At 56.3% G+C, this 15,172-nt stretch carries 12 protein-coding genes; 7 read left to right on the top strand and 5 right to left on the bottom strand.

From position 1 onward, the window contains the following. Positions 1 to 30: 30 nt before the first annotated feature. Positions 31 to 2,313: a Hint domain-containing protein gene (locus L1065_RS12500; protein ID WP_237095833.1), complete on the bottom strand. Its 2,283-nt coding sequence runs from the start codon at positions 2,311 to 2,313 to the stop codon at positions 31 to 33. A gap of 142 nt (positions 2,314 to 2,455) precedes the next feature. Here L1065_RS12500 and ettA point away from each other — a divergent pair, with 142 nt between their 5' ends. The 3 genes from ettA to L1065_RS12485 all read left to right on the top strand — a co-directional run bounded on the left by ettA (position 2,456) and on the right by L1065_RS12485 (position 6,719). Continuing rightward, positions 2,456 to 4,111 (top strand): energy-dependent translational throttle protein EttA, encoded by a 1,656-nt coding sequence (gene ettA, locus L1065_RS12495; protein ID WP_237095832.1) that lies wholly within the window; start codon positions 2,456 to 2,458, stop codon positions 4,109 to 4,111. Positions 4,112 to 4,273: 162 nt separating this feature from the next. Continuing rightward, a complete protein-coding gene (locus L1065_RS12490; RefSeq protein ID WP_237095831.1) occupies positions 4,274 to 6,028 on the top strand; it encodes a P-loop ATPase, Sll1717 family in 1,755 nt (584 codons plus the stop codon). Between the two features lie 484 nt (positions 6,029 to 6,512). Continuing rightward, positions 6,513 to 6,719 (top strand): cold-shock protein, encoded by a 207-nt coding sequence (locus L1065_RS12485; RefSeq protein ID WP_237095830.1) that lies wholly within the window; start codon positions 6,513 to 6,515, stop codon positions 6,717 to 6,719. A gap of 90 nt (positions 6,720 to 6,809) precedes the next feature. Here the strand turns inward: L1065_RS12485 and L1065_RS12480 are convergent, their stop codons facing one another. Together L1065_RS12480 and L1065_RS12475 are read right to left on the bottom strand one after the other, a co-directional pair. Continuing rightward, the gene (locus tag L1065_RS12480; protein ID WP_237095829.1) at positions 6,810 to 7,070 is read right to left on the bottom strand and encodes a hypothetical protein; all 261 of its coding nucleotides are present in this window, start codon (positions 7,068 to 7,070) and stop codon (positions 6,810 to 6,812) included. Positions 7,071 to 7,156: 86 nt separating this feature from the next. After that, positions 7,157 to 7,810, bottom strand: a complete 654-nt coding sequence (locus L1065_RS12475; protein WP_237095828.1) for an arylesterase — start codon at positions 7,808 to 7,810, stop codon at positions 7,157 to 7,159. 16 nt (positions 7,811 to 7,826) lie between these two features. Between L1065_RS12475 and L1065_RS12470 the strand changes: the two genes are divergently transcribed. Genes L1065_RS12470 through L1065_RS12455 form a run of 4 tightly spaced genes read left to right on the top strand, consistent with a single transcriptional unit; the run spans position 7,827 to position 12,365 of the window. Continuing rightward, complete coding sequence (locus L1065_RS12470; RefSeq protein WP_237095827.1) at positions 7,827 to 8,519, top strand: ABC transporter ATP-binding protein; 693 nt, start codon at positions 7,827 to 7,829, stop codon at positions 8,517 to 8,519. Further along, positions 8,516 to 11,044: an ABC transporter permease gene (locus L1065_RS12465; protein WP_237095826.1), complete on the top strand. Its 2,529-nt coding sequence runs from the start codon at positions 8,516 to 8,518 to the stop codon at positions 11,042 to 11,044. Before L1065_RS12470 ends, L1065_RS12465 begins: the two co-directional genes overlap by 4 nt. Before the next feature lie 32 nt (positions 11,045 to 11,076). Next, positions 11,077 to 11,823, top strand: a complete 747-nt coding sequence (locus L1065_RS12460; RefSeq protein WP_237095825.1) for a C13 family peptidase — start codon at positions 11,077 to 11,079, stop codon at positions 11,821 to 11,823. Continuing rightward, positions 11,820 to 12,365 carry a gamma-glutamylcyclotransferase gene (locus L1065_RS12455; protein ID WP_237095824.1) on the top strand — a complete coding sequence of 182 codons (546 nt, stop codon included), beginning with the start codon at positions 11,820 to 11,822 and terminating at the stop codon, positions 12,363 to 12,365. The genes L1065_RS12460 and L1065_RS12455 overlap by 4 nt, the downstream gene beginning before the upstream one ends. Here L1065_RS12455 and L1065_RS12450 read toward each other — a convergent pair. Beyond that, the gene (locus L1065_RS12450; RefSeq protein WP_237095823.1) at positions 12,337 to 13,725 is read right to left on the bottom strand and encodes an MATE family efflux transporter; all 1,389 of its coding nucleotides are present in this window, start codon (positions 13,723 to 13,725) and stop codon (positions 12,337 to 12,339) included. The genes L1065_RS12455 and L1065_RS12450 overlap by 29 nt on opposite strands. Positions 13,726 to 13,737: 12 nt before the next feature. Beyond that, the gene (gene gltX / locus L1065_RS12445; protein ID WP_237095822.1) at positions 13,738 to 15,060 is read right to left on the bottom strand and encodes a glutamate--tRNA ligase; all 1,323 of its coding nucleotides are present in this window, start codon (positions 15,058 to 15,060) and stop codon (positions 13,738 to 13,740) included. Between the last annotated feature and the right edge of the window lie 112 nt (positions 15,061 to 15,172).

Below are 15,172 nucleotides of genomic sequence, written 5' to 3'. Positions count from 1 at the left end.
CGATTTCGCGCGGCGTGTCAATCGCGCACCTTATGCAAGCCGTCGTCGGCACGGGCGGGCCATTGCGCCATATGGGTGCCCAACACGGGCAAGGCGCGGGGTGGCCTTGTGCCCGTGGTTGACCAAAAGGGACGGAAACAGGGCTGCGATTTCCGCGCGCTGTGCGCTGTGCAACCCGCCAAGCGCCATCGCCCCCGGCCAAAAGGTTTCGCATGGCACATCATTGGCAAAGACAACCTCGTGGCGCGGGGTCATAAAATGGACATAGCGCACATGGGTTTTCCCACGTGCGATGCGCGTCTTGCCCTTTGGCAGGTTGATCAGCTTTTTCGCGGCGACAAAACATTCACCGCCATGCGCCCCTCTGGTCACCACCCGATGTTGCGGCGAGACAAACAGCGGCGAATCATTTCCAAAAGGTCCCCCGCCAATCAACACAACGGGCCGCAATTCGGGACGGCGGGCCAGTTGCCAAGGGTGCAATTCGCGCATGCCCGTCCATAAAATCGGTTGCAGACCATTGTCGGCAGTCTGGATCATATCCCCGATGCGCAAATGCTCGACAGGCACCTGACCGTTGGCCGTCGCAATCAGCGTGCCTTGGGTAAAACACGGCACGCCCGTGTTATCGGCCGTAAAGCTTGCGGCCTGAGCCCCTTGAAACGTCAGACTGTCGCCCGATTGGAACCGGCTGTTGTCGGCATAATCCACCGTGTCAGCGTTGGACTGGTTCAGGACACCGTCGTCCCTTAGATCATCGCGAAGCTCTGACAGGCGGTCATAGAATTGCGACAGGTTGATAAAGTCGTTGTTTGTCGTGTCACCGTCACCCAGCGCACCGGTGTTGCCGAAATTGAAATCTGTAATCACATCTTGGCCATCGCCCGCGGTGTAAACAAACGTGTCATCGCCATCACCGCCTGTCAGCGTGTCGTCGCCAGCATCTCCGGAAAGCGTATCGTCGCCTGTGCCACCGACAACGGTGTCCGATCCCATTCCACCTGACAGCGTGTCGTCGCCAAGACCGCCGTCAACATAATCATTGCCGACGTTGCCTTCGATGCTGTCGTTGTCGGCCTCGCCATAAAGCGTGTCATTGCCACCATTGCCCCTGATGGTGTCCGATCCCAAGCCGCCATAAACGGTATCTCTGCCAGAGCCCGCGGCGATGGAATCGTTTCCACTTTCGCCGAAAATCTGGTCATCGCCGTCATCACCTGTGATGCTATCGGCATCCGCGCCGCCCTTGATCAGGTCATCCCCGCTGCCGCCCGATATCGTGTCTTGCCCGTCCCCACCGTCGATGCTGTCATCGCCGAACTGGCCAAGGATACTGTCGTTGCCAGCGCCGCCTTCAAGCGTATCCGCCAGCCCATCGGCCCCGTAGTCTATCGTCTGATTGCCCCCGATGATCAGGTGTAGCGGGTTGCCGTCCTGATCTGCTAAAAACCAGTTGTGCCCAATCCAAGTGGCCTGCGTGATGGTCTGACCAGGCTGGATCGTTTTGTAGAAAACATCGTTGCCGTTGGAATCAATCCAACGCAATTCGATTGGTGCATCCGTTGAATTTGTAACGGTCAGGGTGGTCGCAGGGCCGCTGAATTCAGAGGCATAGTTCGAGATAGACAGCGTCTCGCGATCACCCCAGATGACATCATTGCCACCGCCGCCATAGATCGTGTCGTTCCCTTCCCCGCCCTCCAGCGTGTCGGCCTCAATTTCGCTGTCCAGCCCGCCTTCAATCCAGTCATCACCGCCGCCGCCCGACAGCGTATCTTGGCCCGATCGTCCGCGCAGGGTGTCATCGCCCGCTTCGCCATAAACCTCGTCATCACCCGCGTTACCGGAAAGCGAGTCGTTACCGCGACCACCGTAGACAACATCATTGCCGCTGTTGGCTTGGATTTTGTCATCACCACTATCACCAAAGACCCGATCATCTCCGGACCCTGTGGCGATAGTGTCGTCACCTTGCAGACCGCTATAGGTTTCGCCACCCGATGCGCCCGAAAAACTGTCATTACCGGCTGTGCCCGTATCGCCGGAAATATCATCTTGGCGAATGACAGTTCCCAACTCGTTGGGCGGAAACCCCGTGGGGTCGTCGGGCACAAACCAATAGTCCGTCCCGCTCCAATAGGCGAACCCGCTGACAGGCCCAAGGGACGGGTAATCAACATAGATAAAGTGGGTGGGCGACACGCTTGCGGTGGGCACAGTTGCTGTCGCCTGCCCGCCCGATACCGCATCGCCCGGCGACAGCAGATCGTCGTCCACAGTATCGAACAGCATGTATCCGGTAACGTTCGTCATAAGCTCTCAAAATCCAGCGCGCCCTGTCTTTCACCATGAAAACAATGAAAAAACGTTAACGCCCGCCGCCCGAAGCGTTTGCCCCCCGCGATTGATCACGCTACACCGCACAAAACAGATTTCCCTTCAGGAGAACGCGACAATGGCGGCCAATCAATTCGTCTACTTCATGGACGGCGTGTCCAAGCAATATCCCGGCGGCAAAAAGGTGTTCGAAAACATCCGCCTGAACTTCCTTCCCGGGGTCAAAATTGGCGTGGTCGGCGTGAACGGCACGGGTAAATCGACCCTCATGCGCATCATGGCAGGGCAAGACACTGAGTTTCAGGGCGAAGCATGGGCCGCCGAAGGCGCGCGCGTGGGCTACCTGCCCCAAGAGCCCGAGTTGGACCCATCGCTGGATGTGCGCGGCAACGTGATGCTTGGCGTGAAGGCCAAAAAGGACATCCTTGATCGCTACAACGAACTGGCGATGAACTACTCGGATGAGACCGCCGATGAAATGGCCAAGCTGCAAGACGAGATCGACGCCCAGAACCTATGGGATCTCGACGCGCAAATCGATGTCAGCATGGAAGCCCTGCGCTGCCCCCCCGATGACGCCGATGTCACAACGCTTTCGGGCGGTGAGAAACGCCGCGTCGCGCTCTGCCAGCTCTTGCTCGATGCCCCCGACATGCTGCTGCTTGATGAACCCACCAACCACCTGGACGCCGAAACCATCGCTTGGCTGCAACAGCACCTCATTGATTACAAAGGGACAATCCTGATCGTCACCCACGACCGCTATTTCCTTGATGCGATCACGGGCTGGATTTTGGAACTCGACCGCGGGTCGGGCATCCCCCACGAGGGCAACTATTCGTCATGGCTGGAAGCCAAAGCCAAACGCATGGAACGCGAAGCCAAAGACGACAAATCCAAGCAGAAAACGCTGGAACGCGAACTGGAATGGATGCGCCAAGGCGCCAAAGCCCGCCAAGCCAAATCCAAGGCACGGATCGCCGCCTATAACGATCTGGCCAACCAGTCAGAACGTGAAAAAGTCGGCCGCGCCCAGATCATCATCCCCAACGGCCCACGTCTGGGGAACAAGGTGATCGAGGTTGAAAACCTGACCAAAGCCTACGGCGACAAACTGCTGATCGAGGACCTGTCCTTTTCGCTGCCGCCCGGTGGCATCGTCGGCGTGATCGGGCCGAACGGCGCGGGTAAATCGACGCTGTTCAAAATGCTGACAGGGCAGGAACAGCCCGATTCAGGCTCGGTCGAATACGGCGATACCGTCGATCTGTCCTACGTGGATCAGTCGCGCGACGCGCTGCCCGCCGACAAAACCGTCTGGGAAGTCATCACCGACGCCCAAGACATCATCATGCTCGGCGACGCCGAAATGAACAGCCGCGCCTATTGCTCGTCGTTCAACTTCAAAGGCGGCGACCAGCAGAAGAAAGTCGGTGTGCTGTCAGGCGGTGAACGCAACCGCGTGCATATGGCCAAACTGCTGCGCGCAGGCGGCAACGTGCTACTGCTCGACGAGCCGACAAACGATCTGGACGTCGAAACCCTGCGCGCCCTAGAGGACGCACTGGTCGACTTCGCAGGCTGCGCCGTCGTCATCAGCCACGACCGCTTCTTTCTGGACCGTATCTGCACGCACATTCTGGCATTTGAGGGCGAGGCCCACATCGAATGGTTTGAAGGCGGGTTCACCGACTACGAAGAAGACAAGAAACGTCGTCTGGGCCCAGATGCGCTTGAGCCTAAGCGCGTTAAATACAAAAAGTTTGCCCGCTAAGCGGACAACACTTTTTGGATTTAACGCAGTGGGAGGCAGCGTTTTTGCTTCAGCAAAAGCGCGTTCCCACACCCCCGAAAACCTAGGCGCTCTCAACGCCCGCTCAAACAACACCACCCTTACCCCCAACACACCACATCAGGGCAGCGCCCGGACCTCGGGGTGGGCGAGAAGCGCCCTCCCCATTGGGGAGGTCCGGGCGCTGCCCGTGCAAGCACGGGCTTGAACCGACTTTCGTTAAGTGCAACCCTAGGGTTAGTTAGCTCAAGAAATACGAGGTTCGGCGTGCGTCGAAAAGAAATAGTTCTTTCCCAAAATATGAATGTCGGTAGTACGGCCGCAGAAAACGATGATTATTTTTTGAAGGAGTGTTTTTTTGATCATCCCGCAAAAACAGAGCTAGAAGACATGAATTCCCCAAAATGCTTTGCTCTGGGTAGTACTGGAATAGGAAAAACGGCCTTACTAAAAAAGATCGCCGACGAAAATGATCAAGCAAACTTCATTGATTTACGCGAAGTTTCGATGACGTTTATCTCTAACAGCGATGTAATTAGATTTATCTATTCAATGGACGTGTCGCTAGATTTGTTTTTCCAAGCTCTATGGAAGCACGTTTTATTAATTGAGTATATTCGACTCGCGTTCCGTGTAGGTTCGGAGGACAAATCCCGAACTATTCTTAGTACCATTAAAGATCAGTTTAGAAGAGACCAAACGCGTCAAGAGGCACTAGCTTATCTTGAAAACTACTCAAACCGCTTCTGGGTCACTTTCGACGAGAGTTTTCGGGAAGTCGAGCAGGCGCTTTCTGAGAAGATAAATGCTGATTTTGGCGGGGAACTCGAAAAATTTCGCTTCAATGCGGGATTTGTTCAGACTTTGGGCAAGATTAAGAAACAACAGTTACAAGCTCGTTTAAAACAAGTTGTGGATGGAGATTTACTATCCGAACTGGCACGGCTCACAGCGACGCTGGCAGAATACAGCAATCAAAAAGGCCTTCCTCCAGTTCGAATTCTTGTGGATGGCCTCGATGATCAATGGGTATCTGAAAAATTAAAGTATCAATTAATCAAGGCACTTATTGAGGCACTAAAAGGACTCAAGAAAATCAGAAACTTGAAGGTTATTGTTTCGTTGCGATCAGACGTGTTGGAAAGGGTGATTCAAGAAACAAGGCACGATGGCTTTCAGACCGAAAAGTATGAGGACTACTTCTTGAGGATAAAATGGTCTTCCTCACAGCTGCAAGAATTGATTAATTCAAGAATTAACTACTTGTTTAGAAGCAAATACGATTCACAAAATATCTTCTTGATTGATCTATTTCCCGACAGAATAAATAAAAAAAGACCATTTGAGTTTATTCTGGAACGGTCTTTATTTAGGCCGCGAGACATCATTTCATTTCTAAATGCATGTTTTCGAACTTCTAATGACAAGTCGAAATTGTCAGTTTCTGAAGTTTTGAAAGCCGAGCGTGTTTATTCCGAGGAACGAAAGTCAGCATTGATCGAAGAATGGTCGTCAGTCTTTCCAGGCCTCGAAGCAATGCTGAAATATTTTTCTGGGAAACAGGGTTCTTTCATTGTAGGCAACTTGCTCACATCAAGACTTTTAGACGACTTGATCGAGGCATTTGCAGAGCAAGAGGAATTTCTCAAAGATCCTGTATATCTATTTGTTGATAGAACGTATTCTAAGCGCGGGGCAAGCGACGATGCTATTTTAGATATCGCAAGAGCGTTACTTCAAAGCATGCATTTGACTGGGATCATTGGTCTAAACACTCATAAGGAAGAGCCTATTCATTGGTTTTTCAAAGAACAGAAACCCGTTCCTGAAACGTCGATAACGCCAGAAGCTAGAGCTAGAGTTCACCCGATGCTTCATTCCGCACTAGCCATACACTAGTTCACCTCCTAACCCAACTCCTCCTTCACTTCCTCCACATCCGGCATCAGATACCCCGCCAGTCGCATATGCACATAATACCGCGGCACAAGGCTCAGCCGCGCTTGATATCGCGGCCTCATCGCCTTGGAGAGCTGTACCGTTGCTTTGCCGACATGCATCGTGACCTTCAGGCTCTCCGTCCACGGCCCCTGCCCCAAACCTTACCAAATCCTTACACCACCGAACGTCTGACGCATTGCCATACCGTGAGCAGACGCTCTGCCATACATCGGGTCAGACGGCGTGTGGCGTGTTGCGCAACACTTTGCCAAATCGTCCTTATTGAATGTTTCCCCTTGCTTTCTGGCGGGCTCTGCCCATATGCAAGGGTGCGAACGTTAAGAACTCGATCCCTGTCTACCTTCACCGGCTACAGTCCTTCGATCACTGACTAAGCCGACGTGCAGCACTTCCGCGGGCACATAATTTAAGGAGATACGGGATGGCTACTGGCACCGTAAAATGGTTCAACACAACTAAAGGCTACGGCTTTATTGCACCCGATGGCGGCAGCAAAGACGTGTTTGTTCACATCTCAGCTGTTGAACGTTCGGGCCTCACAGGTCTGGCTGACAACCAAAAAGTAACTTTCGACATCGAAAACGGCCGTGACGGTCGTGAGAGCGCGATCAACCTCGCTCTGTCGTAAGTGACAAAGGGGCACATAAGCCCCTCATAAGACAAAGAAAAAGGCGCTGCAGCATTTGCCACGGCGCCTTTTTTACGTGCTGTTGTGCGATCAGAAGATGATGGCCCACAAGAACACAATAGGCGTGATCATCGCAAAGGCAATGCAGAACAATTGCGCACTATGGGCCATGCTGCCCAACATGCCTTCGGAAAACATCAACGGCTCTTCTGTTTTCACATCAGACGTCACATAGGTCTTGATCGCGCGGGGGCGCGGGGCCGCGTTCAGCTCGGCCATCGCTCGTTCATAGACCGCTTGCTGACGTTCTTTTTCAGCCATCTGCGCGTCCATATTTTCCATATTCGTCATTGTCAGGGTTCCCTCTTCCTATTTGACAGTTAGATGGGGCAGCGCTTTGGTTTGTCGAGTGTGCGCCCACAAAAAAGCCAGCGATTTTAATGGATGCGGTTTATCAGAGCCAGAACATCCGGGCCAATCTCTTCCACAATCAGCGAAACACCTTTGGCATTAGGATGAATACTGTCGCTTTGCATGACGTCCTGTAAATCCAGCCCGTCAAAAGCGGTGAACAAACCGGGGTGGAAAGCCGTGCCATAGATTTCGGCAACTTGCGGAAAAATCGCGTCAAATGCCGCTTTGTAGTCTGCGCCGTAGTTCAGCGGGGCTTCGATCCCGATCAACAACACCTCAAGGTTGGCCTGTTGCGTCACTTCGACAATACCTTCGATATTCGCGCGACTGACCGCAGGGTCGATGCCGCGCAAAAGGTCATTGCCCCCAAGTGCTACGATCACCGCATCCACTTCTGGCGTCAACGTCCAGGCGATCCGACTCAGCCCGCCTTGCGTGGTATCACCAGACACCCCCGCGTTGATCAGCGCAACGTCTGCCCCTTGCGCGTGCAACCAGCTTTCCAGCTGCGGCACCAGCCCCTCTTGCTGGACCAGCCCGTAGCCTTGAATAAGGCTGTCGCCCAAAACAGCGACGGTTGCGGTCTCTGCACGCACAACACCTGCAAAACATATAAAAACCAATGCAATCAGGTTGCGGTATGCGCCCCGCGCCCCATATCCAAACCAACGCCCCATTGTCAGGACTCCCCTTATGCTCGATCCAGTGCTTACCCTTAAAGATGTTGATCTTTCGCTAAATGGCAATGCGGGGCGGATCGATATTCTGCACAAGATCAGCCTAAAGGTGATGCGCGGAGAAACACTGGCGCTTGTTGGCCCGTCGGGATCAGGTAAATCGAGCCTGCTGATGCTGATGGGTGGGCTGGAATTGGCAACAGGCGGCACCATCACCGCTTTGGGCCGCGATTTGACGGCGCTGAATGAAGATGCGCTTGCGCGCTTCAGGCGCGATCATATGGGCGTTGTCTTTCAAAGTTTTCATCTTATCCCAACGATGACCGCCCTTGAAAACGTCGCTGTCCCGCTGGAGTTGGCGGGCAAACCTGATGCGTTTGATCGCGCCGAAGAAGAGCTTGCCGCAGTAGGACTTGGCGGGCGATTGCATCATTATCCCAACCAGATGTCAGGGGGCGAACAACAGCGCGTAGCCCTGGCCCGCGCCTTGGCCCCCCGCCCCGAAATTTTGCTGGCCGATGAACCCACTGGCAACCTTGATGGGGCCAACGGCGCGGCCATCATGGATTTGCTGTTTGGCCTACGCGACCGCCATGACGCAACATTGGTGATGGTGACACATGCCCCCGATCTTGCCGAAAGATGCGATCGGGTCATAAGCCTGCAAGACGGGCGTTTGGCCCCTGACAGCGCATTGGCCGCGCAATGATGACGGCTTGGCGATTGGCCGCACGAGAATTGCGCGCAGGCTTTGCATCAGGGTTGCGCGGCTTTGGAATATTTCTGGCATGCCTTGCCCTTGGTGTGGCCGCGATTGCCGCTGTGGGCTCTGTGCACACGGCAATCCTGACGGGATTGGACCGCGAAGGCGCGGCCCTTTTGGGCGGCGATGCAGAGCTTGGCTTCACGTACCGGTTTGCCACAGACGAAGAACGCGCATGGATGGACGCCAATGCCATCCAAACCTCTGAAATCACGGACTTTCGGTCTATGGCCGTTGTGGCCCGCGACGGGGTGACAGAACGCGCGCTGACCCAGATCAAGTCTGTGGACACTGCCTATCCGCTTGTTGGTGCCGTCACGCTTGAGCCCGCGCAACCACTCGATCAGGCCTTGGCCGGGGACCGCGCGATTATGCAACGCGTGTTGGCAGACCGATTGGGATTGGCCGTGGGGGATCGCTTCCGCCTTGGGGCCAAGGATTTCACCCTGTCCGCCATCTTGGTGAACGAGCCAGACAGCGCCGCCGGCGGCTTTGCTTTGGGGCCTCGCACGATCCTGCGCACGCAAGCATTAGAAGGCACAGGTCTTCTGGCGCAAGGCACGTTGTTTGACACGAAGTATCGGCTCACGTTGCCCGAAGGCACCGATCTGGCAGCGATTCAGGCCGATGCCGAAGCGCAGTTTGAAAATGCAGGCCTGCGGTGGACCGACGCGCGCAACGGCGCACCGGGCGTGCGGCAATTTGTGGACCGGTTGGGGGCTTTTTTGGTTTTGGTGGGCCTGTCTGGGCTGGCCGTCGGCGGCGTGGGGGTCAGTGCCGCTGTGCGAAGCTATCTTGGGCGCAAGACCAACGTCATTGCGACCCTTAAAACCCTTGGGGCAAGCCGCCGCACGATCTTTCTGACCTACGGATTTCAGATCGGCGTGCTTACCCTTCTTGGGCTTGCGATTGGCCTGCTGATTGGTGCCTTGGCGCCGCTTGCCTTCGCCCCCCTGATCGAGGCCAATCTGCCTGTTCCAGCGGTGTTCACCGTCTATGCGGCCCCCTTGTTCGAAGCCGCGATCTATGGGGTTTTGGCGGCAGCCATTTTCACACTCTGGCCGCTTGCGCAGACCGAAACGATCCGCGCTGCCACGCTCTTTCGGGATGCGTTGAGCAACGATGCACCGCTGCCGCGTGCGCCCTACCTATTGGCGATCTTTGTATTGCTGGCCGCTCTTGTTGGTGTGGCGATCTTCTTTTCCAGCACCGTCATGCTGACCCTATGGACCTTTGGCGGCATCGTGGCGGTCCTTGCTGCACTCTCAATTGCAGCCCGCGGGATCCGCTGGCTTTCAACCCGCCTGACACGCCTGCCTGCCTTGCGCGGACGCACAGGGCTGCGGCTTGCCCTTGGTGCGATTGGCGGACCGAAAGAGCAAGCAACCTCGGTGGTCCTGTCCCTTGGTCTCGGGCTGTCCGTGCTTGCAGCCGTCGGGCAGATTGACGGCAACCTGCGCAGCGCGATCGAACGCGACCTGCCCGATGTTGCGCCAAGTTACTTCTTTGTCGATATCCAGAATGACCAGCTTGAGGGCTTTCGCGCCCGTCTGGATGGTGATGCAGCTGTCAGCCGCGTGGATAGCGCACCAATGTTGCGCGGCATCATCACCCAAATCAACGGGCGTCCCGCCCGCGAGGTTGCGGGCGGTCACTGGGTGTTGGAAGGCGACCGCGGCGTGACCTATACCAACGCCCTGCCAGAAAATACCCGCGTCACAGCGGGCCAATGGTGGCCAGAGGATTATACAGGCCCACCCCAAATCAGCTTTGCCGCTGAAGAGGCCGAAGAAATGGGGCTGAGCCTTGGGGACACAATGACGGTGAACATTCTGGGACGCGATATCACAGGCACGATCACCAGTTTTCGGGAGGTTGATTTCAGCACGGCTGGTATCGGGTTTATCTTGTCGATGAACCCCGCTGCATTGTCAGGCGCGCCGCATACACATATCGCCACGGTCTACGCCGAAGAACAGGCAGAGGCGCAAATTCTGCGTGATCTGGCCAGCGCCTATCCCAATATCACCGCAATTCGCGTGCGCGATGCGATCAACCGTGTTGCCGATCTGCTGACCAGCCTTGCCGCGGCCACGTCCTACGGCGCAGCGGCCACCTTGCTGACCGGGTTTCTGGTGCTGATCGGTGCGGCCGCCGCGGGCGAAGGGGCACGCACCTATGAGGCGGCAGTGCTGAAAACCCTTGGCGCAAGCAGGCGCGCAATCCTGAGCAGTTTTGCGCTACGCTCTCTCATGCTTGGCGGGGCTGCGGGGGCGGTCGCTCTGGTGGCAGGGATCGGCTTTTCCTGGGCGGTCATCACCCAAGTGATGGAGGTCTCCTTTGCCATTGTCTGGCCATCAGCCTTGGGTATCATCGCAGGCGGAATTGTGGCAACCTTGGTTGCGGGTCTGTTATATGCTTGGCGTCCGCTGGCGGCACGACCCGCACAGATCTTGCGTGCCAAAGAATAATGCGCGCGGCTGCAATTTGATAAGGTGACGGTATGTTTCGACGCTTGTTTTTAGGATTAAGCCTTTTGGCCTTGGCGGGGTGTGTCACACCACAAGACACGCCAACCAGCGCGCCTGCTTCATCTACAGGGTCATCCACGGGCACCATCAATGTCACCGCATCTGCCCTATGGGACGACGCCGTGTTTGACCGCGACACCCGCGCCGTTGTGCGCGCTCTGGATCAGGCCAGTGACGCGCGGATTGCACCCACAGTCTTTGCCATTGACGGCAAGGGCGGCAAGCTGGTGAATTTTGAGATCATGGCCGCGCATTATAAATCGCTGCCTGCTGCTGATCTTTATGTCAGCTTCATCACTACCCATGGCCTGCCCCAAGGTCTGGTCGCCGGCAATGACGAAGATTACGCCCTTGTGGACGCACGGGCCTTGAACCAGATTTTCCAACCTTTGAATGGCAAGCCGCATGTGATCATTCTGCAGGCTTGCTATTCGGGCGCCCTTATCCCTGCGCTGCAAAATCCTGACCGTATCATCATGACGGCGGCAGCCTCTAACCGAACGTCATTTGGGTGTTCAAATGACAACACAAACACGTGGTATACCAAAGCACTGCGCGAGGCCTTTGTGCAAGACAGGGCTCTGCGCGACATATACCAGACAACCCGTGCAAACGTCTTGGCGTTTGAAACGGCGCAAGGCATCCCTGTGGCCAAACAATCCAACCCGCAGGCCAACGTGGGGCGCAACATGCGCACTGTTTGGGCCTCTCCTTTGTGACCACGCAAAACGGCCCTCAGTTTTTCGGATACGGTTCGTTGGTGAATACGCGCACCCATGCCTATCCCTATGCACGACCAGCCGAGGTTTCAGGCTGGCGGCGCGCGTGGCGGCACACAGGGCTGCGCGATGTTGCCTTTCTGACCGCCGTGCCCTGCCCTGACACGACCATATCGGGCTTGGTCGCTGCTGTTCCGGATGGCGACTGGATGGCGCTGGATGAACGCGAAGCGGCCTACCGCCGCCACGCGGCAAAAACCAGCTATGGTGATGCCGCCATCTATGCGATTGACCATGATCACCAGCCCCCAAGCCAGCAGCACCCCATATTGCTCAGCTATCTTGATGTGGTCGTTCAGGGATATTTTCAGGTCTTTGGGGTGCAAGGTGTCAGCGACTTTTTCGCCACCACCGATGGATGGGATGCACCGATCCTGAATGACCGTGCCGCACCGCGTTATCCGCGCCACCAGATGCTGAGCCCCACCGAAACGCGGCTGGTTGATGAAAACCTCAGCGCCGTAGGTGCAAAATGGACATAAGCCGCGATTGGCGCTGAAACGGCGCGATCTGGGGCTTTGCGCCATCTGCGATTACCTTGCGTGCCAAAAGATACGCGACGGCTGCAAAAATAACGCCCCCCACGGCTTGCCCGATCAAGACCCCCGCCGCACCGAACCACATCGCAAAGAGCATCACGAAAGGGATTGTGCCAAGCGTATTGCGCCCCCAATTGATCCAAGTTGAATAAAACGGATGGCCCAAATTGTTAAAGGCTGCGTTGCTGACAAAGATCAGCCCGTTGAAGAAATACAAAAGCGCAAGCGGCCCACAAAAAAGATAAACCAACGCAAGGGTCACACCATCCGCCCCGAAAATCGCCCCGATCGGGCCGCGCAGCACAAACAACAGCGCCGAGACGCTCAGAATGACGATGGCGGTAAACTGCAACGCCGCGCGAAACGCGCCTTTGACGCGGTCCAGATCACCCGCACCCGCGTTTTGCCCGATGATTGGCCCGACCGCCCCCGACAGCGCAAAAATGACACCGAAGGCAACGGGCGTAAGCCGTGCGACAATCGCCATGCCGGCAACGGCAGCCTCTCCAAACTCGGCCATGGCCCGCGTGACAAAAGCCTGGCCAACAGGTGTGGCCAGTTGCGTCAGAATAGCCGGACCCGCAATCGCCAGAACGGGTGGCAGATCAAGCCGCAGACACTGGGGCGTCGGACGCATGAACCCTCCGTAGTGGCGCAGGATCGGCAAAAGAGCCGTTGCTGCAATCGTGATACGGGCGCAAACACTGGCAAGGGCCGCGCCTGTCAGTTCAAGGTCCAACCCGAAGATCAAAATAGGATCGAGAACCGCATTCACCCCCGCCCCATAGAGCGTGGCCATCATCGCGCGACGCGCATCGCCGTGCGCCCGCAAGATTGCGCCGCCCATCATACCCACCAACAACAAAGGCAAGGTCGGCACGATGATCGCAAGATAGTGCACTGTAAGCGCCAGCGTTTCGCCGCGCGCCCCCATCAGCCGCGCCAGATGGTCGAGGTTAAGCCAGACCAGCAGCGCAAAGACAGATCCAAACAAGACACCGTAGATCAGCGCATTGGTGGCGCGTTGGCGGGCCAGATCCTGATCGCCTGCACCCAAAGCACGCGCAACCAGGGCGCCTGCCGAAATTGCCATGCCAATCCCGAACGAGGTGGTGAAAAACAAAATCGCCCCTGCGTATCCCACGGCAGCGGCAAGCTCTGCTTTGCCAAGCATCGAAATGAAAATCATATCGACGAAATCAACCAAAAAGACAGCCATCAGCCCAAGCGAGGCTGTCAGCGACATGATTGAAACATGCCTAAACAGATTGCCTGACAGAAACTTGGCTTGCGCGTCTGCCATGGCCACGCCCCTTTATGCTTTGGCGCGGACGGTTTGCAGCAGCGGCATCAGCGCCGACATATCAGGCCCGTGGTCCATACCCGTCAGCGCCTTGCGAAGCGGCATGAAAAGCCCACGCCCCTTGCGGCCCGTTGCCTCTTTCACGGCTGTGGTCCAGGTTTTCCAGCTGTCCGCCTCGAATGGCGCATCAGGCAACATGGCCAGGGCTTGCGCCACAAACTCTGCATCATCGGGGTCAATCACAGGGTCGGCCCCATCACGACACAGCACCCACCACGCAGCAATATCATGGCGTGTGGTGATGTTTTCGCGTGCCACGGTCCAGAACTGGTCTTGCAAATCCGCAGGCACGCCAAGCGCGTCAAGATCCGTTTTCACCTTGGACAGGTCGGTTCCGTGCAGCACAGTTGCCGACAGCGGGAACAAGTCGTCTTTGTCAAACTTGGTAGGCGCCGAGCCGAATTTCGACAGATCAAATCCGTCGATCAGGTCCTGCATCGATCCACGCACCTCAACAGGATCACTGGACCCAAGGCGCGCCATCAACGAAAGCAGCGCCATCGGCTCGACGCCTTGTTCGCGCAGATCGCGCAGCGCCAAAGTGCCAAGACGTTTGGACAGCGCCTCGCCCTGCGGCCCTGTCAAAAGCGAGTGATGCGCAAAGGATGGGACCGTTCCGCCGATGGCTTCGATCATCTGGATTTGTGTCGCCGTATTCGTCACGTGGTCGGATCCGCGCACCACATGGGTGATGCCCATATCCGTGTCATCGACGACCGACGCCAGTGTATAGAGAACTTGCCCGTCACCGCGGATCAGCACAGGGTCACTGACAGAGGCCGCATCAATGCTCAGGTCGCCCAAGATGCCATCGGTCCATTCAATACGCGCGTGATCCAGCAAAAACCGCCAGTGGCCACCACGTTCAGCGCGTAGTTTGGACTTTTCATCGTCTGACAACTCAAGTGCTGCGCGATCATAGACAGGCGGTTTGCCCATATTCAGCTGCTTTTTGCGCTTCAGGTCCAATTCGGTCGGTGTTTCAAACGCCTCGTAAAAGCGGCCCATGCTGCGCAGCTTGTCGGCCTCTTCTGCGTAGCGGTCCAGACGCTCTGACTGGCGCTCAACGCGGTCCCATGTCAGGCCAAGCCATTCGAGGTCTTCCTTGATCGCATCGACATATTCTTCTTTTGAGCGTTCAGGGTCCGTATCATCGATGCGCAAGATGAAGGTGCCGCCTGCCTGACGCGCGATCAGATAGTTGAACAATGCAGTGCGCAAGTTTCCGACATGAATATAGCCAGTGGGCGATGGGGCAAAACGGGTGGTGGTCATGGGTGATCTCCTGTTGAGCGCGGCTTTTCATATCGCGGCGCTTTTGTCCAGTTTTCCAAATACGCTCATCACATGTGCGTATTTGCATGTGACCTGCGCCTGCACGGCCCTA

The organism is Nereida sp. MMG025 (genome assembly GCF_021654165.1).
GTDB lineage: Bacteria > Pseudomonadota > Alphaproteobacteria > Rhodobacterales > Rhodobacteraceae > Nereida.
This window is presented reverse-complemented; position numbering and strand designations above follow the sequence as displayed.

What these genes read in the sequence shown, in the direction of transcription:
- L1065_RS12500 (WP_237095833.1), bottom strand. Translation starts at nt 2,313, where the DNA reads ATGACGAACGTTACCGGATACATGCTGTTCGATACTGTGGACGACGAT.
- ettA (WP_237095832.1), top strand. Translation starts at nt 2,456, where the DNA reads ATGGCGGCCAATCAATTCGTCTACTTCATGGACGGCGTGTCCAAGCAA.
- L1065_RS12485 (WP_237095830.1), top strand. Translation starts at nt 6,513, where the DNA reads ATGGCTACTGGCACCGTAAAATGGTTCAACACAACTAAAGGCTACGGC.
- L1065_RS12480 (WP_237095829.1), bottom strand. Translation starts at nt 7,070, where the DNA reads ATGACGAATATGGAAAATATGGACGCGCAGATGGCTGAAAAAGAACGT.
- L1065_RS12475 (WP_237095828.1), bottom strand. Translation starts at nt 7,810, where the DNA reads ATGGGGCGTTGGTTTGGATATGGGGCGCGGGGCGCATACCGCAACCTG.
- L1065_RS12470 (WP_237095827.1), top strand. Translation starts at nt 7,827, where the DNA reads ATGCTCGATCCAGTGCTTACCCTTAAAGATGTTGATCTTTCGCTAAAT.
- L1065_RS12465 (WP_237095826.1), top strand. Translation starts at nt 8,516, where the DNA reads ATGATGACGGCTTGGCGATTGGCCGCACGAGAATTGCGCGCAGGCTTT.
- L1065_RS12460 (WP_237095825.1), top strand. Translation starts at nt 11,077, where the DNA reads ATGTTTCGACGCTTGTTTTTAGGATTAAGCCTTTTGGCCTTGGCGGGG.
- L1065_RS12450 (WP_237095823.1), bottom strand. Translation starts at nt 13,725, where the DNA reads ATGGCAGACGCGCAAGCCAAGTTTCTGTCAGGCAATCTGTTTAGGCAT.
- gltX (WP_237095822.1), bottom strand. Translation starts at nt 15,060, where the DNA reads ATGACCACCACCCGTTTTGCCCCATCGCCCACTGGCTATATTCATGTC.